This is a genomic window from Tardiphaga sp. OK246 (assembly GCF_900188215.1).
GTDB classification, from domain to species: Bacteria; Pseudomonadota; Alphaproteobacteria; order Rhizobiales; family Xanthobacteraceae; genus Tardiphaga; species Tardiphaga robiniae.
The window spans coordinates 780,892-803,612 of the sequence record NZ_FZOX01000002.1 but is presented as its reverse complement, the minus strand read 5'-3'; the positions used below and the strand labels follow the sequence as shown (position 1 = coordinate 803,612).

Annotated in this window: 22 protein-coding genes; 12 read left to right on the top strand and 10 right to left on the bottom strand. The window is 62.3% G+C overall.

Translation table 11 applies throughout. The annotated features are described in order from the left end of the window. Positions 1-69: 69 nt before the first annotated feature. From metG to CHC01_RS11125, 3 genes are read left to right on the top strand one after another with little or no spacing between them, the layout of a single operon-like run. Entirely contained in the window at positions 70-1,635 is a 1,566-nt protein-coding gene (gene metG / locus CHC01_RS11135) for a methionine--tRNA ligase (RefSeq protein ID WP_089264332.1), read from the top strand. A gap of 8 nt (positions 1,636-1,643) precedes the next feature. Then, on the top strand, positions 1,644-2,450 hold the full coding sequence (locus tag CHC01_RS11130; RefSeq protein ID WP_089264331.1) for a TatD family hydrolase: 807 nt from the start codon (positions 1,644-1,646) through the stop codon (positions 2,448-2,450). Then, positions 2,447-3,244: an MBL fold metallo-hydrolase gene (locus CHC01_RS11125; RefSeq protein WP_089264330.1), complete on the top strand. Its 798-nt coding sequence runs from the start codon at positions 2,447-2,449 to the stop codon at positions 3,242-3,244. Before CHC01_RS11130 ends, CHC01_RS11125 begins: the two co-directional genes overlap by 4 nt. On the opposite strand, the gene CHC01_RS11120 is transcribed toward CHC01_RS11125, so the two are convergent. The 4 genes from CHC01_RS11120 to CHC01_RS11105 form a co-directional block, all read right to left on the bottom strand. Beyond that, a complete protein-coding gene (locus CHC01_RS11120) occupies positions 3,225-4,013 on the bottom strand; it encodes a Rossmann-fold NAD(P)-binding domain-containing protein (RefSeq protein ID WP_244558304.1) in 789 nt (262 codons plus the stop codon). The genes CHC01_RS11125 and CHC01_RS11120 overlap by 20 nt on opposite strands. Positions 4,014-4,069: 56 nt before the next feature. After that, complete coding sequence (locus CHC01_RS11115; RefSeq protein WP_089264329.1) at positions 4,070-5,719, bottom strand: acyl-CoA synthetase; 1,650 nt, start codon at positions 5,717-5,719, stop codon at positions 4,070-4,072. A 121-nt stretch (positions 5,720-5,840) separates the two neighbouring features. Next, positions 5,841-7,736 carry a TRAP transporter large permease gene (locus CHC01_RS11110; RefSeq protein ID WP_089264328.1) on the bottom strand — a complete coding sequence of 632 codons (1,896 nt, stop codon included), beginning with the start codon at positions 7,734-7,736 and terminating at the stop codon, positions 5,841-5,843. An 11-nt stretch (positions 7,737-7,747) separates the two neighbouring features. Beyond that, positions 7,748-8,767 carry a TRAP transporter substrate-binding protein gene (locus tag CHC01_RS11105; RefSeq protein ID WP_089264327.1) on the bottom strand — a complete coding sequence of 340 codons (1,020 nt, stop codon included), beginning with the start codon at positions 8,765-8,767 and terminating at the stop codon, positions 7,748-7,750. Between the two features lie 231 nt (positions 8,768-8,998). On the opposite strand from CHC01_RS11105, the gene CHC01_RS11100 reads away from it, so the two are divergent. Continuing rightward, complete coding sequence (locus CHC01_RS11100) at positions 8,999-9,772, top strand: SDR family NAD(P)-dependent oxidoreductase (protein ID WP_089264701.1); 774 nt, start codon at positions 8,999-9,001, stop codon at positions 9,770-9,772. Between the two features lie 128 nt (positions 9,773-9,900). Here CHC01_RS11100 and CHC01_RS11095 read toward each other — a convergent pair whose 3' ends face one another. Continuing rightward, complete coding sequence (locus CHC01_RS11095) at positions 9,901-10,749, bottom strand: helix-turn-helix transcriptional regulator (RefSeq protein ID WP_089264326.1); 849 nt, start codon at positions 10,747-10,749, stop codon at positions 9,901-9,903. Between the two features lie 96 nt (positions 10,750-10,845). Here CHC01_RS11095 and CHC01_RS11090 point away from each other — a divergent pair, with 96 nt between their 5' ends. Beyond that, on the top strand, positions 10,846-11,736 hold the full coding sequence (locus CHC01_RS11090; RefSeq protein WP_089264325.1) for an SDR family oxidoreductase: 891 nt from the start codon (positions 10,846-10,848) through the stop codon (positions 11,734-11,736). 201 nt (positions 11,737-11,937) lie between these two features. Here CHC01_RS11090 and CHC01_RS11085 read toward each other — a convergent pair whose 3' ends face one another. Then, positions 11,938-13,224: a serine hydrolase domain-containing protein gene (locus tag CHC01_RS11085; RefSeq protein ID WP_244558303.1), complete on the bottom strand. Its 1,287-nt coding sequence runs from the start codon at positions 13,222-13,224 to the stop codon at positions 11,938-11,940. A 123-nt stretch (positions 13,225-13,347) separates the two neighbouring features. Next, entirely contained in the window at positions 13,348-14,106 is a 759-nt protein-coding gene (locus CHC01_RS11080; RefSeq protein ID WP_244558302.1) for a PA4824 family protein, read from the bottom strand. A 66-nt stretch (positions 14,107-14,172) separates the two neighbouring features. Between CHC01_RS11080 and nthA the strand changes: the two genes are divergently transcribed. Beyond that, on the top strand, positions 14,173-14,799 hold the full coding sequence (gene nthA / locus CHC01_RS11075; RefSeq protein ID WP_089264324.1) for a nitrile hydratase subunit alpha: 627 nt from the start codon (positions 14,173-14,175) through the stop codon (positions 14,797-14,799). Next, the gene (nthB, locus tag CHC01_RS11070; protein ID WP_089264323.1) at positions 14,796-15,455 is read left to right on the top strand and encodes a nitrile hydratase subunit beta; all 660 of its coding nucleotides are present in this window, start codon (positions 14,796-14,798) and stop codon (positions 15,453-15,455) included. Before nthA ends, nthB begins: the two co-directional genes overlap by 4 nt. Before the next feature lie 5 nt (positions 15,456-15,460). Here the strand turns inward: nthB and CHC01_RS11065 are convergent, their stop codons facing one another. Next, a complete protein-coding gene (locus CHC01_RS11065; protein ID WP_089264322.1) occupies positions 15,461-16,159 on the bottom strand; it encodes a Crp/Fnr family transcriptional regulator in 699 nt (232 codons plus the stop codon). A gap of 257 nt (positions 16,160-16,416) precedes the next feature. On the opposite strand from CHC01_RS11065, the gene CHC01_RS11060 reads away from it, so the two are divergent. From CHC01_RS11060 to CHC01_RS11040, 5 genes are read left to right on the top strand one after another with little or no spacing between them, the layout of a single operon-like run. Further along, a complete protein-coding gene (locus tag CHC01_RS11060; RefSeq protein WP_283805449.1) occupies positions 16,417-16,611 on the top strand; it encodes a nitrate reductase in 195 nt (64 codons plus the stop codon). A 9-nt stretch (positions 16,612-16,620) separates the two neighbouring features. Further along, positions 16,621-16,917, top strand: a complete 297-nt coding sequence (locus tag CHC01_RS11055; RefSeq protein WP_089264320.1) for a chaperone NapD — start codon at positions 16,621-16,623, stop codon at positions 16,915-16,917. Between the two features lie 12 nt (positions 16,918-16,929). Beyond that, complete coding sequence (gene napA, locus CHC01_RS11050) at positions 16,930-19,425, top strand: periplasmic nitrate reductase subunit alpha (RefSeq protein WP_089264319.1); 2,496 nt, start codon at positions 16,930-16,932, stop codon at positions 19,423-19,425. Beyond that, positions 19,398-19,892, top strand: a complete 495-nt coding sequence (locus CHC01_RS11045) for a nitrate reductase cytochrome c-type subunit (protein WP_089264318.1) — start codon at positions 19,398-19,400, stop codon at positions 19,890-19,892. Before napA ends, CHC01_RS11045 begins: the two co-directional genes overlap by 28 nt. Before the next feature lie 5 nt (positions 19,893-19,897). Further along, positions 19,898-20,593 (top strand): NapC/NirT family cytochrome c, encoded by a 696-nt coding sequence (locus CHC01_RS11040; protein ID WP_089264317.1) that lies wholly within the window; start codon positions 19,898-19,900, stop codon positions 20,591-20,593. A 37-nt stretch (positions 20,594-20,630) separates the two neighbouring features. Here the strand turns inward: CHC01_RS11040 and CHC01_RS11035 are convergent, their stop codons facing one another. Together CHC01_RS11035 and CHC01_RS11030 are read right to left on the bottom strand one after the other, a co-directional pair. Then, the gene (locus tag CHC01_RS11035; RefSeq protein WP_244558301.1) at positions 20,631-21,608 is read right to left on the bottom strand and encodes a Bug family tripartite tricarboxylate transporter substrate binding protein; all 978 of its coding nucleotides are present in this window, start codon (positions 21,606-21,608) and stop codon (positions 20,631-20,633) included. Positions 21,609-21,716: 108 nt separating this feature from the next. Continuing rightward, entirely contained in the window at positions 21,717-22,694 is a 978-nt protein-coding gene (locus tag CHC01_RS11030; RefSeq protein ID WP_089264315.1) for a Bug family tripartite tricarboxylate transporter substrate binding protein, read from the bottom strand. Positions 22,695-22,721 lie beyond the last annotated feature (27 nt).

Here is a 22,721-nt window from a genome sequence, read left to right as displayed (position 1 = left end):
CTGCGAGACTGGTTTCAGCCGATCCGCGCTTCACCAAGATCGTCTTATTCAAGGTCCGTAAAGTCAGCCATGACATCTGCAACCGATGCAACCCGACCGGCGTATTTTCTGACAACGCCGATCTTCTATCCCAATGGCGTGCCGCATATCGGTCATGCCTATACGGTCATGGCGACCGACACGATTGCCCGCTTCCAGAGGCTCGACGGTTACGACGTCCGTTTCCTGACCGGAACGGATGAGCATGGTCTGAAGATGCAGCAGACCGCCGTCAAGGAAGGCCTGACCCCGCTCGAACTGGCCGACCGGAATTCGGCGCGTTTTCGCGAGATGGATGTCGCGCTCAACATTTCCTATGACGACTACATTCGCACCACCGAGAAGCGCCATGAGCGCTCCGTTCAGGCGCTGTGGGTCGCGCTCGAGAAGGCTGGCGCCATCTATCTCGACAAATATGCCGGCTGGTACTCGGTTCGCCAGGAAGCCTATTTCGACGAAGCGGAAACGACGCTCGGCGACGATGGCGTGCGGCGTGAGCCGCTCGGCTCGCCGGTCGAGTGGACCGAGGAGGAAACTTATTTCTTCCGTCTGTCCGCCTACCAGGACAAGCTGCTCGATCTATACGCGCGCGTTCCGGACTTCGTGTTGCCGCGCGAGCGTCTCAACGAAGTGACGAGTTTCGTCAAGGGCGGCCTGCAGGATCTGTCGATTTCGCGGACCACGTTCGACTGGGGCATCAAGGTGCCGGGTGCGCCCGGCCATGTGATGTATGTCTGGATCGATGCGCTGACCAACTACATCACGGCAGCCGGCTATCCGGATGTCGATGGCGAAAGCTTCAAGCGCTACTGGCCTGCGAATCTGCATGTGATCGGCAAGGATATCGTTCGCTTTCACGCGGTGTACTGGCCTGCATTCCTGATGGCGGCAGGCGTCGACGTCCCGCATCGCGTTTTCAGTCACGGCTTCCTGCTCAACCGCGGTGAGAAGATGTCGAAGTCGGTCGGCAACGTGGTCGATCCGATCGGCATGGCGCAGCAATATGGCGTCGATCAGATGCGCTATTTCTTCATGCGTGAAGTCTCGTTCGGGCAGGACGGCAGCTACAATCACGAAGCCATCGTCAATCGCACCAATGCTGACCTCGCCAACGATCTCGGCAATCTCGCGCAGCGCTCGCTGTCGATGATCGCCAAGCAGTATGGCGGCGTGCTGCCCGAGCCCGGCGACTTCAGCGACAACGACAAGGCCATCCTGGCGCAGGCCGACGGCATGCTGGAGCTCGCGCGCACCGCGATGGCGACGCAGCAGATCCATCAGGCGCTAAATGCGGTCTGGGCCGTGGTCGCCGAAGCCAACCGCTATTTCGCGGGCGAGGCGCCGTGGGCGCTCGCCAAGACCGATCCGAAGAAGCAGGCCACGGTGCTCTACGTGACCGCCGAAGTCGTGCGGCAGGTCGCGATCCTGGCGCAGCCGGTAATGCCGGCGTCATGTGCGAAGCTACTCGATGTGCTTGGCATCCCCGATGGCGAACGCGACTTCACGGCATTGGCCAACCGCATCAAGGCTGGAACGCAACTGCCGACTCCGACCGGCGTATTCCCGCGCTATGTCGAGCCCGCCGCTGCGACCTGAGTTCAACGATGCTTGTCGATAGCCACTGCCATCTCGATTTTCCCGATTTCGCCGAAGATCTCGACGGTATAGTGGCGCGTGCCGAAGCCGCCGGCGTCGGCAAGCTCGTGACCATCTCGACGCGGGTGCGCCGCCTGCCGGCGCTGCTCGCGATCGCGGAGCGCTTTCCGAACGTCTATTGCTCGGTCGGCACCCATCCGCACAATGCCGACGAGGAAGACGGCATTCCCGCCGAAGAACTGATCGAACTGACGAAACATCCGAAGGTCATTGCTCTCGGCGAAGCCGGGCTCGATAATTTCTACGAGCATGAATCGTCCGGCGCGCAGGAGCGCGGCTTTCGCGCCCATATCGCCGCGGCGCGTGCGACCGGTCTGCCGCTGGTGATCCATACCCGCGAGGCGGATGAGCAGTGCGGCGCCATTCTCGCAGAGGAGATGGCGAAGGGCGCGTTCAAGGCGGTGCTGCATTGCTACACCGGCGGACGGGAGTTGGCGATGAAGGCCATCGACATGGGTCTGTCGATCTCCTTCACCGGCATCATCACCTTCAAGAAGTCGCAGGAGCTGCGCGATCTCGCGGCAGAGCTGCCCGCCGACCGCATCATGGTCGAAACCGATGCGCCGTATCTGGCGCCCGGCAAATGGCGCGGCAAGCGCAACGAGCCATCTTATGTGGTCGAGACGGCGAAGGTGCTCGCGGAAACGCGAGGCGTGTCGCTCGAAGAACTGTCGCGGCAGACCACAGAGAACTTCTTTCGCCTGTTCAGCAAGGCGTCCGCCGGGAGCGGCCCTGGCACTGGCGTGCCGGCATGACGCTGGTGCTCACCATTCTCGGCTCGGGATCCTCGGCGGGTGTGCCGCGCCCGGCGCTGGGCTGGGGCGCCTGCGATCCCGCCAATCCCAGGAATCGTCGCCGTCGTTGTTCGATGATGGCGGAGCGGATCGGGCCCGAGGGCGTCACGCGCGTTGTGATCGACACCTCGCCGGACCTGCGCGAGCAGCTCATCGACGCCGATGTCGATGACATCGATGCAGTCTTCCTGACGCATGAGCATGCGGACCAGACCCACGGCATGGACGACCTCCGCTCAGTGGTGCTGAAGCGCCGCAAGCGTATCCCGGTCTATATGAACGCCTCGACGGCGACGGATATCATGCTGCGCTTCGGCTACTGCTTTCAGTCGCCTCCCGGCAGCGACTATCCGCCGATCCTCGACCGCGTCAGCATCGAGGCTGGTGAGAGCCGAACCATCACCGGGAAGGGCGGCGACCTGACGCTGACGCCGTTCCTGGTCCAGCATGGCAACATCCCGGCGCTGGGCTACCGGATCGACAACACCGCCTATACGCCTGATCTCAACGACATCCCGGAAGAGAGCTGGCCGGCGCTCGAAGGTCTCGATCTCTGGATCGTCGATGGGCTGCGCTATACGCAGCATCCCAGCCATTTCAGCATCAGTGATGCGCTGCGCTGGCGCGACCGCTTCAAGCCGAAGCGGACGGTGATCACCAATATGACGGCGGATGTGGATTACGAGGCGGTAAAGGCGATACTGCCGGAGAGTGTGGTCCCCGCCTATGACGGGATCAGACTGACGGTGGAGTAATTTGAGCAGCGAGCGCTTTCATGGCGGCGTTCTCAAGGATCACGACGCCGGTCTCGCGGTGATGCAGGGCGATCTCGGCAGCGATTGAACGGCCGATGTCACGCTGATCGACATTGCCAAACCGACCAGGCACGAGACGTCCCAGCCAACCGACCCAGGCCGGGGTATGCGCGTTGCCGACAATAATGCCGGGCTGGAAGATCGCGAGGCGGGTAAAACCGACGTTGCGCACATTGTCTTCCTTCATACCCATGACGCGGACATAGCGAAACCGGCTTTGAGCTGTGCTTCCTACTGCAGACAGCAGGCAGAACTGGGCGATGCCGGCGTCACGGCAGCCACGCGCGAAGGCGCCGACAACGCCGAGTTCAAGGCGCTTCAGCTCCTCTTCGCTCCACCGCATCGATCCCGAACCGACACCCACACAGCTCACGGCGCTGACGGGACCCTGGCTTAAAACTTCACGGGCAAGGGCGGCAGTGCGCTCAGCAAAGTCAGCAGCGCCGGTATCGAGAACGACGTTGCGCACTCGCGATCGCGCGGTGATGGGCAGTCTGGTGATCATCACCACTTCCCGGCACTGGGGAATTGCCAGTAGTTCCGCGACGGCTGCACCACCGACTTGCCCGGTCCCGCCGAGAATGATTGCGGCGAAGTTCTGCGTCATGGATGCGACCTCTTGGTAGCGCCAAACTGTTGTTCCGGGGTGCTCGCCGGCGGCGAGCGAACCCGGAATCTCGATGTCGCTTGGCTCCACGGAGACTCCCATGCCGAGGTTCCGGGTTCGCTACCGCCTAACGGCGTCCGCGCCCCGGAACGACGAGTTTATGCGCTGAACGATCCCGTCGACTTCACCTGATCCCGCAGCAGGAACTTCTGGATTTTGCCTGTCGACGTTTTCGGGATCACGCCGAACACCACGGCCTTCGGCGTCTTGAAGCCCGGCATTTGCGCGCGGCAGAACGCGATGATGTCGGCTTCCGTCGCCTCGGCATTGGTCTTCAGCTCGACGAAAGCGCACGGCACTTCGCCCCATTTCGCATCGGGCTTGGCGACCACGGCCGCGAACAGCACGGCCGGGTGTTTGTAGAGTACGTCCTCGACTTCCACTGACGAGATGTTCTCGCCGCCGGAGATGATGATGTCCTTGGAGCGGTCCTTGATGGTCACGTAGCCGGCAGCGTCGAGCACGCCGAGATCGCCGGTGTGGAACCAGCCGCCTTCGAAGGCCTCCTTGGTGGCCTTCTCGTTCTTCAGATAGCCCTTCATCACGATATTGCCCCGGAACATGACCTCGCCAATGGTCTCGCCGTCGTGCGGCACTTCCAGCATCGTTTCGGGATCGATCACCGTCACGGCTTCCTGCAGGTGATAGGGCACGCCCTGGCGGCGCTTCAGGTTGGCACGTTCATCCGCGGGCAGGACGTCCCAGCCGGGCTGCTCGGCGCAGACCGAGGCGGGGCCATAGACCTCGGTCAGGCCGTAAACGTGAGTCAGCTTGATGCCGATCTTCTCGGCACCCGACAGCACCGCCATCGGCGGCGGTGCGCCAGCGATCGAGCCCTGCACGAGAGGCCCGCCCGAATAGATCGGCGCATCCGGCGCATTGATCAGCGTGTTGTAGACGATCGGTGCGCCGGACATGTGGGTGACGCCGTGCTCGCGCATCAGCGCGAAGATCTTGGTCGGGTCGACCTTGCGCAGGCAGACATTGACGCCGGCACTCGCCGCGACCGTCCAGGGGAAGCACCAGCCGTTGCAGTGGAACATCGGCAGGGTCCAGAGATAGACCGGATGCTGGCCGAGGCCGGCTGCGAGAATGTTGGAGACCGCGTTGAGGTAGGCGCCGCGGTGATGGGTCACCACGCCTTTCGGATTGCCGGTGGTTCCCGAGGTGTAGCCGAGCGCGATGGCGTCCCATTCGTCGAGCGGAAAGGCGCTGGTGAAATCGGGACTGCCTTCGGCAAGGGCGGTCTCGTATTCGAGCTCTCCGATTCGCTGGCCACCGGCGAACGACGCGTCGTCGACGTCAATCACGGACGGCTTCGGTCCGGTCATCAGGCCGAGGGCCTCGGTGATCACGCCGGAGAATTCAGGGTCGACCAGCAGCAGCCTGGCGCCGCCATGGTCGAGCTGAAACGCGATGGCCGCGGCGTCGAGCCGGATGTTCAAGGCGTTGAGGACGGCGCCGGCCATGGGCACGGCGAAGTGGGCTTCGTTCATCGCCGGCAGGTTCGGCAGCATCGCCGCGACGGTGTCGCCCCGTCCGATGCCGCGCCCCGTCAGGAACGAGGCAAAGCGCCGGCAGCGTTCATAGGTTTGCGCCCAGGTGAAACGGCGTCCCTCATAGACGGTGCTGGTGAGGTCTGGATAAACCGCCGCGCTGCGTTTGAGAAAACTCAGTGGCGACAGCGGCACGAAGTTGGCCGGAGTCTGGTCGAGGCCGACGCTGTAGGCGCCTTGATCCGGGATCATAGTGGCCCTCTCGTATTTGGATCAGTGAGTTGTAACGAATATCTCACTTATCAGTTTATCGCAGGAATGATCTTCTAAAATTACATGAGGTTGAGGCTTCAACACGCTGATTTGACGTCACTTAGAGGAATCCGATCGATATCCATGGGAAGATCGCGACGATGATCAGGCCAATCAGCAGCGCCAGCAGATAACCAAGAATCGGCCGGATGCCTTCTGCTGGATCGACACGGCCGATAGCGCAGGCGGCATAGTAGCCCACGCCGAAGGGCGGCGCGAACAGTCCGATGCCCATGGCGAGGATGACGACCATCGCATAGTGGACCTCGTGGACGCCGACCAGCCGCGCGATCGGGAACAGCAGCGGCCCGAACAGCACGATGGCGGGGATGCCTTCGAGCACGCTGCCAAGGATCACAAAGGCCACGATGGAGACCGCGATGAAGGTGGCACCGCCGCCCGGCAGGCCCGTCATGGCCGCGGCCAGCGAGCGCGAGAAGCCGGACTGGGTCAGGCCCCAGGCCATGCCGGTCGCGGTTCCGATGATCAGCAGGATTGCGCCGGAGAGGCAGGCCGTATCGACCAGCATCGGCTTCAGCCGGTTCCAGTCGAACTGACGATAGATCAACAGGCCCGCGAGCACGGCATAGACGATGCCGATGGTGGACACCTCGGTGGCGGTCGCCACACCCTCGACCACGGCAGCGCGGATCACGAAGGGCAGCGCGATGGCCGGCACCGAGATAATGAAGGCCTTGAAGATGTCGCGCCCGGACGCCCGCTTCACATGGCTCAGGTCCTCGCCGCGATAGCGCCACCACACCAACGCGCCGAGTGTGATCGCCAGCACGACGCCCGGCAGCAAGCCGCCGGTAAACAGCGCCGAGATCGAGACGCCGGTGACCGAGCCGATGGTGATCAGCACGAGGCTTGGCGGAATGGTTTCGGTCTGCGCGCCGGTCGCCGAGAGCAGGGCGACGAGATCGCCCGGCTTGGCGCCGCGCGCCTTCATTTCCGGGAATAGCACCGGCGCCACGGCGGCCATGTCGGCGGCCTTGGAGCCGGAAATGCCGGAGACGAGATACATCGCGCCGATCAGGACATAATGCAGGCCGCCGCGGACATGGCCGAGCAGGCTGGCAAGGAACGCGACCATGGCGCGGGCCATGCCGGTCATCTCGATCAGCAAGCCCAGGAACACGAACAGCGGGACAGACAGCAGGATGAGATGGCTCATGCCCTCGTCCATGCGGCCGACCAGCACCATCATCGGCGTCCGTGTGGTCAGCGCCATATAGCCGAAGATCGCGAGGCCAAAACCGAAGGCAATGGGCACGCCGGCGAACACGCACAGCGCCACGACGCCGACGAAGAAGATGATCAGGTTGAGATTGCCGAGCGTGCGCAACAGCGGCTCGGCGAGCCAGAACAGGCCGATGATCGCCACCACGGTGCCGAGCGCCGTCAGCACGGTGCGAACCTGGCCGTAGCGCACAAGCCGCAGCAGCGCGAAGACGATCATCAGCGAGATGCCGACCGGCAGCGCGGCCGCGCGGAAGCTGTTGGCGATCTGCAGTGCAGGCGTCGTGATGTAGCTCTCTTCATAGGCGTATTCAAAGGACGGAGCGACGATCATCAGGAGAAACGCGAGCGCCGCAGAGGTCCCGACGACGTCGAGAAAGGCCCACATCCGGGGACCGACCGACGCCACAAGCGCGGTCATCCGCATATGCTCGCCGCGCCGGAACGCAACGGCGGAACCGAGCATGGCGAGCCACAGGAACAGGATCGAGGACAGTTCGTCCGACCAGATCAGCGGACGGTGGAAACCGTAACGGGCGACCACGCCAATGAACAGGATGATCACCTCCGCCACCACCAGCAGCGCCGCGGGAATCTCGACCAGATGGCCGAGGGTGCGGTCGATGGATGTCAGGATGGCGTCGCGGCGGGAGAGGGGCACCCTCTCCACGCTGGACGCCCCGCTTTCGAGGGCGGAGATGTCATGCACGGCCATAATGGTTCCGATCAGCCGAGCTTGCCGACGGCCTTCTCAAGGATGGCCCAGGCTTCGTCGCCATACTTGCCCTGCCATTCCTTGTAGAAGCCGGCCGACTTCAACTTGTCGCGGAACGGGCCGGGCTCGAGCTCATTGAAGGCGAGGCCCTTGGATTCCAGTTCGCCGCGCAGATTGGCGTTGAGCTTGGCGACGTCTTCGCGCTCCTTCATGCCGGCGGCATTGATGTTCTTGGCGACGATGTCGCGCAGATCGGCCGGCAGCTTCTCCCAGGCACGGCGGTTGGCCAGGAACCAGTAGCCGTCCCACATGTGGTTGGTCAGCGAGCAGAACTTCTGCACTTCGTAGAACTTCGCCGTCGAGATGATCGCCAGCGGATTTTCCTGACCTTCGACCACCTTGGTCTGCATCGCCGAATAGACTTCGCTGATGTTGATCGAGGCGGGCGCACTGTCGAACGCCTTGAACATCGAGGTCCAGAGCGGCGACACCGGCACGCGGATCTTGAAGCCCTTCAGGTCGTCCGGGCTCTTGATCGGTTTGGAGGACGAGGTGATTTCGCGAAAACCGTTGTCCCAGATCTTGTCCATGACCACGAGATTGGCCTTGGTGATCTCCTTGCGGATATAGGCGCCAAGATCGCCGTCCATGGCCTTCCAGACCGTGTCGTAATTCGGGAAGGCGAAGCCGATGCCGTTGATAGAGGCGGCGGGGACGAGGGTGGCCAGGATCAGGCCGGACAGTGTGAAGAACTCGACGCCGCCGGAGCGGATCTGGCTCAGCATGTCGGTGTCGGAGCCAAGCTGGTTGTTCGGGAATACCTGCAGATCAACCTTGCCATTGGTCTCGGTCTTGATCGCCGCCGACATCTCGCGGGCGCGAATGTTCATCGGATGCGTATCGGGCAGGTTATTCGCGTATTTGTAGATGTATTCGGCCTGCTGCGCGCGCGCGATGAACGGCATGCTGACGCCGCCAAACGCGGTCGCGGCGGCCGATGCCTTCAGCAATGTCCGGCGTGAAATCGTCATTTTGTTTCTCCCAACCACTTCTTTGTTTGCCTTTGTGAGGCCCAAGGGCCCCTTGCCGTCTGGTCATCATGCCCGGGCTGCCCGGTCAAGCCTTTTCGCCGTGCGACCAAAGGCCAAGGCCCAATAGAGGACGCCCGCGCACGGCTTTTGCGCCGCGCGAATTTGTGGGAAGCATCGCGCGACTGAAGCCGCCGGCAGCCAGGACCGGTGGAGGAAACGCAAGGACAGCATATGAATAGGGATCACGGCGTAGCGATCATCACCGGCGGCGCATCGGGAATCGGTTTGGCAATCGCCAAGGCGGCCGTGGGTGAGGGCTGGAAAGTGCTGCTTGCCGACCTCACCCAGCCTGCTCTGGATGCCGCCAAGGCCCAGGTCGACGCCATCAAAGTCGGTGTGACCAAAACCGTTGTCATGGATGTGGCCAATGAAGACGCCGTGATGGCTGGCCTGAAGGACTGCGAAGCCGGTTTCGGCCCGGTGCGTGGCCTGGTGAATTCTGCGGGTATCGGCCGTCAGGTGCCGTTCTTTGAGACTTCGGTGAAACTGTTTCGCGAGATCCTCGACATCAATCTGGTCGGCACCTTTGCCGTTGCCAAGGAAGCTGCGCGGCTGATGAAGGCTCATGGCGGCGGCGCCATCGTGAATGTGGCGTCGGTGTCGGGGCTGCGCGGCAATATCGAGCGCTCGGCCTATGGCGCATCCAAAGGCGGCGTCGTCACGCTGACCCAGGTAATGGCCTGCGAACTGGCGCCATTGAAGATCCGCGTCAACGCCATTGCGCCGGGCCCGTTCGAGACGCCCATGGTGCAGGAGATGCATACGGTGGCAACGCGGGAAGGCTGGATGCAGGTGGTGCCGCAGCGGCGTTATGCCGAACCGGAGGAGGTCGCTGGTGCCGCGATGTTCCTGCTGGATGACAGCAAGTCGAGCTTCGTCACCGGCCACATTCTCAATGTCGATGGCGGCTTCGCCGCGCATGGGTTGCTGCCGAAATATCCGTAGCAAGAAACTCGTCATTCCGGGGCGCGGGCGCACTTTCGCGCACGCGAACCTGGAATCTCATTGTGAGTCACACTTCGAGGTTCCGGGTTCGCCCGCGGCTGTCGCCGCATGCGCCCCGGAATGACGAGTTATGGGCCTTTCGCCGCGATCAGCGCCTTCATCCGCTCGGCATCTGCAGCCGTCTCCGGCGTATAGACCACCATGCCCAAATTCGGCTGGCCATCGACCGAAAATGTCGAATAGCTCATCGTGAATGGCCCGACCTCGGGATGGTTCACATGCTTCTTGCCTTCGCCATAGCTGCTGACGTCGTTGTCATGCCACATGGCTGCGAAGTCGGGGCTGATCCGGCACAGTTCATCGATCAATGTCTGGGCGCGTTTTGATGCGCCGCTGCGCGTGATGTCGGCGCGAAATGCCGCCACGGCGAAACGTGCATCATTCTCCCAGTCAGGCATCTTGGCGCGGACATTCGGACGACAGAACAGGATACGCAGGACGTTGCGGTCTTCGGGCGCGATGTTCGGATAGTCGCCAAGCACGGCCAGCGCGGCGCGATTCCAGGCCACGATGTCCCAGGTTGCGTTGCGGACGACGGCGGCGCTGAACTCCATCGAATCCAGCACGCGCTGCAGCGTCGGCGTGACGATATCGGACGGCTCGTAGTGGACTTCCGGCAGCCGGTGCTGCGCCAGCAGAAACAGATGCTCGCGCTCGACTGTCGATAATTCCAGGGCGCGTGAAATCCGGTCGAGCACATCGGCCGATGGCGCGCCGCCGCGTCCTTGTTCCAGCCATGTGTACCAGGTGGCGCTGACATTGGCGCGCTGCGCGACTTCCTCGCGCCGCAGGCCCGGCGTGCGGCGGCGCTCGGACGAGAAGCCGAATGCCACGGGATCCAGCCTGGCGCGGCGATCCCTGAGATAGGCACCCAGCGGATTGGCGCTTGGGCTCGGAGGTGTTTCGGTGACCGTCATGCTCAGCCTGTTAGTCGCCATACCCGTATAACGTCACGGCTTCACGCACTGTACCGCAGGACCGATACATCCGCGCATTCACGAGAGGAATATCACATGCGTGTCTTCGTTACCGGTGCTTCGGGCTTTGTCGGATCTGCGGTGGTTCAGGAATTGATCGGCGCCGGTCATCAGGTGCTCGGTCTCGCGCGCTCGGATGCATCTGCCAAGGCGCTGGCCGACGCTGGTGCGCAGATCCATCGCGGCGATCTGGAAGATCTGGACAGCCTGCGGTCCGGGGCTGCCACTTCAGACGGCGTGATCCATACGGCCTTCATCCACGACTTCTCGAAATTCAAGGAAAACTGCGCGATCGACGCGCGTGCCATCGAGACGCTTGGCGACGTGCTGGCGGGCTCCGAGCGGCCCTTGATCGTAACTTCGGGCATGGCCTTCATCGCGCCTGGATGTCTGGCGACCGAAGACATGGGCCCGTCGAGCGCGTCGCCAAGCCCGCGCGTATCGGAACAGGTCGCCGAACGTCTGGCGGCACGCGGCGTGCGTACTTCGTCGGTCCGGCTGCCGCCATCGGTCCATGGCGATGGCGACCATGGCTTCGTGCCGATGCTGATCAATATCGCGCGGGAGAAGGGCGCCTCGGCCTACTTCGGCGACGGTCTCAACCGCTGGCCCGCCGCACATCGGCTGGACGTCGCCCGGCTCTACAGGCTCGTCCTCGAGCACGGTTTCGCCGACATTCGGTATCACGCCAGCGCCGAACAAGGCGTCGCATTCCGTGAGATTGCCGAGGTCATCGGCCGGCACCTGAACCTGCCAGTCGTCTCGAAATCGCCGGCTGAAGCCGCCGATCACTTCGGCTGGTTCGCAGGCTTCGCCTCGATGGATGCGCCGGCATCCAGCGACTGGACACAACAGCAGCTGGGGTGGCGACCAACGCAGTCAGGATTGATCCCGGACCTCGATCACGTCAGATATTTCGGCGGCTGAGGCCATATGGGCCGCAATGATGTGGGGCCACAAACTGGCTCGAATGGCCATTAGTTCAAGCGGATATCGCAACAATTTAAGCTAAGTCTCTGGGATCGTTACGGGATAATATATTCCATAATATACCTTATGCGAATCCGAGATATTGGCGTGTGGTCCCAGTTTCAGTTCTCTTAAAGCCGCACCCCGGCCACGCTCCCGCTATTTCCTGATCGCGTCGTAGACCAGCGTCTTCAGGATCGGCTGGATGCGGCCCCGCTGGGTCGGCGTCTGCACCATCAGGATCATCACCATGTCCTGGTCCGGATAGGTCCAGAAGTAAGTCCCGGCGGCGCCGCCCCAGGCCATCTCGCCGACGAAACCCGGTACGCCGTCTTCGCCGGGTCCGGTGCGAACACCGAAGCCGAGGCCGTAACCGAAACCGGCGCCGGGATAGTAATAGGCCCAGGGCTTCACATCGCTGGCCGGCGCGACCTGGTTCTGGCGCATCAGTTGAACCGACTCGGGCTTCAGGATTTGGACGCCGTCGAGCGTGCCGCCATTGATCAGCATCTGCAGGAAGCGCGCGTAATCGCCCGTGGTGGCGTTGAGCCCGCCTCCTCCGGATTCCCATTTCCGCGTCACTGTGGGATCGCTGATGGTCTCGTTGCCGATGATGCGGTCAGTTGGCATCGGCTGCGCAATCCGCGGCGCTTTGGCGGGATCGAGTACGTAGTAGCCGGTGTCGGCCATGCCTAGCGGATCGAACATATACTGCCTCTGGAAATCGTACAGCGACTGGCCCGAGGCGATCTCTATGATGCGGCCGAGCAAATCGGTTGAATGGCCATAATCCCAGACTGTGGCTGGCTGATAGGCAAGCGGCAGTTTCGCAAGCCGCGCCGCGAAATCGGCATTGTCGAAATCGCCGTCGAACAGGCCTGCATCGAGATAAAGCTGCGTGATCAGACCGAGATTGGTGAAAGCCGAACTGATGCCGGACGACTGCCGCATCAGGTCGAGCACGGTGATCGGTTTCTCGGCCGGCGCAAAGTCCAGATAGGATTTCCCGCTGGCATCCGTGCGCTCGGTCGCGACCTGCGGATGGGCGAAAGACGGAATGAATTTGGCGATGGGATCGTCGAGCCTGAGCTTGCCCTGCTCCACCAAAATCATCGCCGCGACCGATGTCACAGGCTTCGACATCGAATACAGCCGGAAGATCGTATCCGTCGTCATCGGCGCCATGGTCGCGGGATCGCGAACGCCGAAGGCCTCGTAATAGACCGGTTTGCCGCGGTGCTGGATCAGCATGATCGCGCCGGCGAGATGGCCTTGGCCGACTTCGCGGTCGAGCATGTCGGAGACGCGGTTCAGGCCGTCCTGGGAAAAGCTGCTGAGATCAGGCTTATCGGTCAGCAGGCTGGTGCCTGCCAATGCGGGCGTGACCAGCGCTGCGGCGATGGTGAGGACGGATAGGAAGTCGCAAGATCGTCGCAAGATTGACACTGGATTTCCGCAAGCCGGCTTGAACACGGCCGGACGTTAACATCGAGATATTTCAGATGCTTGTCGGAAAATCACGCAATTTGCCGATATCGCGGTTTTACAGCGATTGCCGGCCCCGGTGAATCACAAATGCGCGTCGGGTTTGCTCACGCTTCCTGGCGGCGGAAACCGGATCGTGGTGCCCAAAGTGATCCAGTTGGAATTCTCCCCGGTGATGTTGCGGCCATAGATCACGTCGACCGAGAAGATGTCGTTGGGCCGATAGCGCAGGCCGGTCTGGATGCGTGGCTGGATCACGCTGGCGAATTCGGCGCGACCCGCCTGCCCGTACAGTTCCACTGTGTATTGCAGCACGTCGGTGAATTTCCAGTCGAAGCCGACGCCGTAAGTGAAGTAGTGGCGATCGACGGTGCGATCCCACAGCCAGCCGGCATTGAGATTGATGCGCATGGTTTCGTTGAAGCGATAGGTCGCCGGAATCTCGGCGAAGACGGCGGTGTTCTGGCCGGTCATGGCGTCGAATGTGCCGCTGGCCAGCGCCGATACGCCGAATTTTCCGATGCCGGTCGGCTCGAGATTGATCTTCCCTTTCGGCGCCAGTGTGGTGCTGAACTCGCCATCGGAGCGGCTGTGATTGGTGAGGACGCTGAGTTCGACCGGACGCGTAATCTCAACGACACAGGACGGATTGGCCACCGCTGCGAAGTCGCTATTGGTGGCCATCGAATACCAACTCTCGACCTTGCAGGAGCCGAGGTCCGAGATATCCGCCGCATCGACCGCATAGGCGCCATTGGCCGCCTCCGCATGGCCCGAAGCCATCAGCAGCGCGACCAGAACGAAGCCGAACAGCGTCAGCGCGCGATAACGAGGAGCAGCCATGCTGTAGACCTAGCTGAGTCCCGAAATCCTCGACAGAACAATCGCGGCTCGCTTATCCTGTTTGGCATGAGCGAACACCATCATGACCACGACCACGATCATTCCGAATTGTCGGACACCGAGCTGCGCGTCCGTGCACTCGAGACCATCCTGACCGAGAAAGGCTATATCGATCCGGCAGCGCTGGACGCGATGATCCAGGCCTATGAGACCAAGATCGGCCCGCACAACGGCGCCCTGGTGGTTGCGAAAGCCTGGACCGATCCCGCCTTCAAGGAAGCGCTACTGGCGGATGGTTCCGCGGCGGTCGGCACCCTCGGCCATATCAGCCGCACCGGCGATCATCTCGTGGTGGTCGAGAACACGCCCGAGCGCCATAACATGGTCGTGTGCACGCTGTGCTCCTGTTACCCCTGGGAAATGCTCGGCCTGCCCCCGGTCTGGTACAAGGCGGCGCCCTACCGCTCCCGCGCCGTCAAGGATCCGCGCGGCGTGCTGGCAGACTTCGGCTTCACGATCCCGAATGACACCGAAATCCGCGTCTGGGACTCGACAGCTGAAACGCGTTTCCTGGTGTTGCCGATGCGACCTGCCGGCACCGAGGGCTGGAGCGAGGCGCAATTGGCCGAAATCGTCACGCGCGACTCGATGATCGGCACGGGTCTGGTGACAGCGCCGGGAGCCCCGTCGTGAACGGCGTCCACGACATGGGCGGCATGGACGGTTTCGGCAAGGTCGAGCCGGAACCGAACGAGCCGATGTTTCATGCGGAGTGGGAATCCCGCGTGCTGGCCATGGTGCGTGCCATGGGCGCGGCGGGCGCCTTCAACATCGACGCCTCGCGCTTCTATCGCGAGACGCTGCCGCCGGAGGTCTATCTCTCCAGCAGCTACTACAAGAAATGGTTTCTCGGCCTTGAGGATATGCTGGTCGAACGCGGCTTCCTCGCTGCAGACGAGATCAAGGCCGGCCACGCTTCCGTGCCGCCGAAGCCGCTGAAGCGCGGCAACTTCACCGTTGATAGTGTCGAGCGCGTGCTGACCCGCGGCTCATTCACGCGCCCTGCTTCGGCGCCTGCTGCATTCGCGATCGGCGATCGCGTGCGGATGAAGAACATCCATCCGACCACCCATACGCGGCTGCCGCGCTATGTCCGCGGTCATGTCGGCGTGATCGAGCGGATACACGGCGCGCATGTCTATCCCGACACGGCGGCGCATGACCAAGGCGAAAATCCGCAATGGCTTTACACCGTCGTGTTCGACGGCGCCGAACTGTGGGGACCCGATGGCGATCCGACGCTGAAAGTGTCGGTCGAGGCGTTCGAGCCATATCTCGACCCGGCGTAATTGCCTCAGTGCGCCCGCACGTCGCCCGCCAGGCCCGCGAGTCTTGCGGGATCGATGACCGTCAAGCGGCCGCGACCGGCTTTCAGGATTAGCATCCGGTTCCAGGCCGAAACGGTGCGGCTGACCGTGAACAGCGTGGTATCGCTGAGTTCGGCCAGTTCCTGGCGCGAGATCCTCAGTTCGATCGGAACGCACTCACCATCCGGATCTCCTTCCCGCACCAAGCGTAGAACGATCCGTGCGATACGTCGATCGGCATTCTCACTCGTCGCCTCGTGAAGACGGCGCAGCAGATGATCGGTTTGCCGTCCGACGATACCGAGGACATTGATCGCGAGCTGCGGGACAACATGCATCAGTCCGCTGAAGCGATCGGCGGACCAGCACAGCAGTTCGGTCGCGACTGTCGCGCGCAGGGTTGTCGGGCGAGAAAAATTGCCGAACATCGATGCGGCTCCGGCGAGATCGCCGCGTCGCATGAATTGCAGCGTTTTCTGCGCGCCATGCGCATCGATCATTGTCTTCTTGAGCTGACCATCGATGACCACAGCGATTATCGCCGGTACGTCGCCCTGTTGCCAGAGCGAACAACCGCAATCCAGAACGTGCTTTCTGCCAGCTTCGATGACGATGCCGCGTGCGCCCTCGTCCAGGCCCGCAAAAAGCGGCGTTTGACCAAACGAATTGCACATCTCACGATCCATTGCTCGCCTTCCGGAACGAGCGATTTCGCCGAGCAGCTGTCGCAATCAAATAAAACTGTCATCAAAGATTCTGATGCGAGCGGCTCTGCACGACGACATCGCGATCAGAACAACGATATCAAATAAATCCTCCGCAGAGTTTGTTGTTTGATCCAGCGCAAAGAAGGTGGGCGCTGCAGCAGGCATATTGCCCTCGCTCTAGGCGAATCTCGCCTCTTCTCCAGGCATATGGCCGCAAACCGAAGGGGGAGCGTATGGTGACGGACCAGAATATCGCTCAGCCTGCAGAGGCTCAAAGGCGCAACAGCCGCATGTCGGAGTTGTTCGTCTTTCTCACGATCGTCGTTCTCATCTGGCCCGTCGTCGCGGTGGGCGTGGTCGGCGGTTACGGCTTTCTGGTCTGGATGACCCAGATGATTTTCGGCCCGCCCGGCCCGCCTCTGCTTCACTAGGACTTTCACATGACAGACAAACTCACCAGACGCGCTCTGTTGACCGGCGCGACCGCCGGCGCGTCCGCGCACGACAATGAGCACATCTCCAGCGCCGTCGTGTCGGTGCTTCCGGCCCATATCGACGCGGTATTTGCGCGGTTGTCGAACCTTCCCGGTGTCGAGATACATCACCGCACGGCCTCCAAACTCGTGGCGGTCCTCGAAGGGCCAGGCAGCGGCGCACTAGGTGCGATGCTCGCAGACATCTCATCATGGCCGGGCGTGCTCTCGGCCAACATGGTCTTCGAACAGCGTCTCGACTAGGAGAACGACGAAATGCCCCTTTCGCGGCGTGATCTACTCAAGGCTCAGGCAGCAGCCATCGCTGCAGCGGCGGCTGGCATCAACGTTCCGGCAGCCGCTCAGTCGATTGCCGGCGGCGTCGGGTCGCTGTCCATCAAATGGTCGAAGGCGCCGTGCCGGTTCTGCGGCACCGGTTGTGGCGTCATGGTCGGCGTCAAGGACAACAAGGTCGTCGCCACCCATGGCGACACGCTGGCGGAAGTAAACCGCGGCCTGAACTGCATCAAGGGCTACTTCCTCTCCAAGATCATGTACGGCGCCGACCGCCTGACCACGCCCCTCCTCCGCAAGAAGAACGGCGTGTTCGACAAGAACGGCGAACTCACGCCGGTGAGCTGGGACGAAGCATTCGACACCATGGCGCAGCGCGCCAAAGCGACGCTGAAAGAAAAAGGACCGACTGCGATCGGCATGTTCGGATCGGGCCAGTGGACGGTCCTCGAAGGTTATGCCGCGACCAAGCTGATGCGCGCAGGTTTCCGCTCCAACAATCTCGATCCCAATGCGCGGCATTGCATGGCGTCTGCGGCCGTGGCCTTCATGCGCACCTTCGGCATGGACGAGCCGATGGGCTGCTATGACGACTTCGAGGCCGCCGATGCCTTCGTGCTGTGGGGCTCGAATATGGCCGAGATGCATCCGATCCTGTGGACGCGCCTCACCGATCGCCGCCTTGGTCATCCGCATGTGAAAGTCGCTGTGCTCTCGACCTTCACGCATCGCAGCTCTGACCTTGCCGACATCCCGATCGTGTTCAAGCCGGGCACTGATCTTGCCATTCTCAACTTCATCGCCAACCACATTATCTCGACTGGTCGCGTGAACACCGAATTCGTCAACAGCCACACGACGTTCGTGAAGGGCACGACGGATATCGGCTATGGGCTGCGTCCCGAACATCCGCTGGAGAAGAAAGCCAAGGGCGCAGCCACGGCCGCAGCGACGACGCCAATCGATTTCGCAGCCTACGCCGAATTCGTGAAGGACTATTCGCTCGAGAAGGTGTCGAAGCTGACCGGTGTCGAGCCCGGCTTTCTGCTGGAGCTCGCCGAGCTCTATGCCGATCCGAAGCGCAAGGTGATGTCGCTCTGGACCATGGGTTTCAACCAGCACGTCCGCGGCGTCTGGGCCAACCAGCTCGTCTACAACATCCATCTGCTGACCGGCAAAATCTCTGAGCCTGGCAACTCGCCGTTCTCGCTGACGGGGCAGCCATCGGCCTGCGGCACGGCGCGCGAGGTCGGCACCTTCGCGCACCGCCTCCCCGCCGACATGGTGGTAACCAACCCGGAGCACCGCAAGCACGCTGAAGAAATCTGGCGCGTGCCGCATGGCCTCCTGCCCGACAAGATCGGTTATCACGCCGTCGAGCAGGACCGCATGTTGCATGACGGCAAGCTGAACTTCTACTGGGTTCAGGTGAACAACAATGTGCAGGCGGCGCCCAACAGTTCGGGTGAGACATATCCGGGCTATCGCAACCCCGCCAACTTCATCGTCGTATCGGATGCCTATCCGACGGTGACGGCGATGTCCGCCGATTGCGTGTTGCCGGCGGCGATGTGGGTCGAGAAGGAAGGCGCCTACGGCAATGCCGAACGACGCACCCATGTCTGGCGCCAGCTGGTCGATGCGCCCGGCCAGGCGCGCTCGGATCTCTGGCAGCTGATGGAGTTCTCGAAGCGGTTCACGACGGACGAGGTGTGGCCCGCCGCCCTCCTCGACGCCAATCCGAACTACAAGGGCAAGACGTTGTTCGACGTGCTGTATCGCAACGGCGAGGTCGACAAATTTCCCGTCGGCGAAATCCCCGCTGACTATGAAAACCACGAGTCCAAGGACTTCGGTTTCTATGTGCAGAAGGGGCTGTTCGAGGAATATGCCACGTTCGGCCGCGGCCATGGCCACGACCTCGCCCCTTGGGACACCTATCATGATGTGCGCGGACTGCGTTGGCCGGTGGTCAATGGCAAGGAGACCAAGTGGCGCTACCGCGAAGGTCTCGATCCCTACGTCAAACCGGGCAAGAAGATCGAATTCTACGGCAACCCGGATGGACGCGCGCGCATCATCGCGGTGCCCTATGAGCCGCCGGCCGAGTCGCCCGACGCTGAGTTCGATCTCTGGCTGGTAACCGGCCGCGTGCTGGAGCACTGGCATTCCGGTTCGATGACCATGCGCGTGCCCGAGCTCTACAAGGCGTTTCCCGGCGCGCGCTGCTTCATGCATGCCGAAGACGCGCGCGCACGCGGCTTGAACCAGGGCGCCGAAATCCGGCTGATGTCGCGGCGCGGTGAGATCCGCACGCGCGTCGATACGACCGGACGTAACCGCATGCCCCGCGGCGTGGTGTTCGTGCCGTGGTTCGATGCCAGCCAGTTGATCAACAAGGTCACGCTCGACGCAACCGACCCGATCTCCAAACAGGCGGACTTCAAGAAATGCGCGGTCAAGATCGTTTCCGTTTAAGTGCGATGAAGACGGTCATCGCGGCAATCATCGCCGGCGCCATGGTGCTAGTGTCCGGTGCGATCTACGCGCAGTCTGTCCAGACAACGCCACGGATCGTGCCGCGCGTCACCGGCGCAGCGCAGCCGATGGGCGACGTTCCTGCGCCGCCCTTCCCGCGGCCCGTCATCGACGACAAGCGCGTGATGCGGAACTATCCGGAGCAGCCTCCGGTCATCCCGCATTCGATCGAGAACTATCAGCTCACGCTGCGAGCTAATCGCTGTCTTGAGTGCCATCGCCGCGAATATACCGAAGGCTCCGGTGCGCCGATGATAAGCATCACGCATTTCATGGATCGCGACGGCCAGATGCTCGCCGATGTGACACCGCGACGCTATTTCTGCACGGCCTGCCACGTGCCGCAAACCGATGCGCGTCCGCTCGTCCCGAACACCTTCACCGACATGAAGGCATCCGGCAGGTGAGCGCCATGAAGTGGTTGATATCCAAGTTTCTGTGGTTCTGGCGCATCGCCAGCCGACCGGCCACGCATATCAGTCTCGGCGTGCTGGCGCTGGGCGGCTTCCTCGGTGGCGTGATCTTCTGGGGCGGTTTCAATACGGCGCTGGAAGTCACCAATACCGAGAAATTCTGCACCGGCTGTCATGAGATGCGTGACAACGTGTATCAGGAGCTGCAGCGAACGCCGCATTTCGCCAATCGATCCGGCGTGCGTGCCACCTGTCCGGATTGCCATGTGCCGCATAACTGGACCGACAAGATCGCGCGCAAGATGCAGGCGTCGAAGGAAGTGTGGGGCAAGATTTTCGGCACGATCTCGACGCGCGAGAAGTTCCTCGACATGCGTCTGGAGCTTGCCAAACATGAATGGGCGCGCCTGAAGGCCAATGACTCGCTGGAGTGCCGCAACTGCCACTCGGCGATCGCAATGGATTTCACCAAACAGGCGCCCCGCGCGGCGGCGATCCATGCCAAGTTCCTCGTCACCGGCGAGCGCACCTGTATCGATTGCCACAAGGGCATCGCGCATGAATTGCCTGACATGTCCGGGATCGAGCCCGGCTGGAGCGCCCCGGCCGAACTTCGCGACCGCCATAGCCACCACACGCCCGATGCGGATCGGTTGTCGCGCTATCTGGCATCGGTGAAGGAGACGCAGCCGTAGGGTGAATGAGCGAAGCTGACCCACCCTACGGCACAGTTCAGTTCATCGTGATGTTGGCCTTCTCGATCACGCCTTTCCAGCGCTGCGTTTCGCTGGCGATGTATTTGGCGAACTCATCCGGCGGGACCGCCACGGCGACGGCGCCGAGCTCGGACATCTTCTTCTTTGTCTCCGGCTGCTGCATGAATTCGCGGATCGAGACCGACAGTCTGTCGGTGATGGCCTTCGGCGTGCCGGCCGGTGCCATGAAGCCGTGCCAAGCGACGGCCTCAAAACCCGGCAGGAATTCGGACACCGCCGGCAGGTTCGGATCGAACTCGGCGCGCTTCGGCGAGGCCGTCGCCAGCATCGCGAGCTTGCCGGCCGCCGCATGCGGCAGCAGCAATGGCACGTTGTCGAAGGCGATATCGATTTGGCCGCTCAGCAAGTCCGTGACCATCTGGCTCGAACCTTTGTAAGGCACGTGCACCATCTTGGTGCCGGTCATCTGCTGGAACAGTTCGCCGGCAAGATGCTGCGTTGTTCCGACGCCGGCCGAACCGAATGTCACCTTGTCGGGATTGGCTTTGATATAGGCGATCAGGTCCGGCACCGTGCGCGCCGCGATCCTGGTCGGGTTCACCACCAGGACATTCGGCACCATGCTGATCTGCGCGATCGGCACGAGATCCTTTTCGGGATTGTAGGACAGTTTTGCGCCATACAGCATCGGATTGATCGACAGCGCCGAGGTGCTGGCAAGGCCGATCGTGTAGCCATCAGGCGTAGCGCGTGCGACGCGGGTGACGCCGATGATGCTGCCGGCGCCGCCGACGTTCTCGATGATGACCGTCGCGCCCATCTTCTTCTGCAGATGCTCCGACACCATGCGCGCAAAGATATCGGCAGTGCCGCCGGCGGCAAACGGAACGATGCTGGTGATCGGGCGGCTCGGGTAATTCGCGTCCTGGGCCGTCGCTTGCGTGAACGTGCCGAGCGTCAGGCAGGCAGCCATCAGGATTGACCGAAGTCTCATTGAACATTCCTCCATGTGTTTTTCTATTTTGATCGTCGGCGTCCTTTGGTGGACGCTCGATATCGCAGGTGGTGACGAACATGACGTCGTCACCACCTGCGCGGTCGCCTAGTTCATCGTGACGTTGGCCTTCTCCATCACACCCTTCCAGCGCAAGGTCTCGCTGGCGATGTATTTGGTGAACTCATCCTGCGGAATGGCGACAGCCACCGCGCCGAGTTCGGCCATCTTCTTCTTCGTCTCCGGCAGGCTCATGAAGTCGCGGATTTCCGCCGAGAGCTTGTCGACGATCGGCTTCGGCGTTGCCGCCGGCGCGATGAAGCCGTGCCAGGCAACAGCCTCGAAGCCCGGCAGGAATTCGGCGACGGCCGGCACATTCGCGTCGAACTCGGCGCGCTTCGGCGTTGCCGTGGCGAGCATCGCCAGCTTGCCGCCGGCCACATGCGGCAGCAGCAGCGGGACGTTGTCGAAAGCGATGTCGATCTGGCCTGAGATCAGGTCGGTGACCATCTGGCTTGAGCCTTTGTAGGGCACGTGGACCATCTTGGTGCCGGTCATCTGCTGGAACAGCTCGCCGGCAAGATGCTGCGACGTGCCCGGTCCGGCCGAGCCAAACGTCACTTTGTCTGGATTGGCCTTCATGTATTCGATCAACTCTGGCACCGTGCGGGCCTTGATGCGATCGGGATTCACCACCAGCACGTTAGGCACGATGCTCACTTGCGCGAAGGCCACCAGGTCCTTCTCCGGCTGGAACTGAAGCTTGCTGCCATAGAGCGAGGGCGCGATCGCCAGCGGCGATGTGCTGGCGAGGCCGATCGTGTAGCCATCGGGCTGCGCCTTGGCGACACGGTTGACGCCGATATTGCCGCCGGCGCCGCCCATATTTTCGACCAGCACGGTAGCGCCGAGTTTCTTCTGCAAATTCTCCGAGACCATGCGCGCGATGATGTCCACGGTGCCACCCGCCGCGAAGGGCACGACGATGGTGATCGGCTTGGTGGGGTATTTCGCATCTTGCGCGCTCGCCTGCCCGACGGCGCCCAAGGCGACGCAGGCGGCCATCAGGATGGATTTGATCTTCATGCGTGTTCCTCTTCTCGAATGGGTATC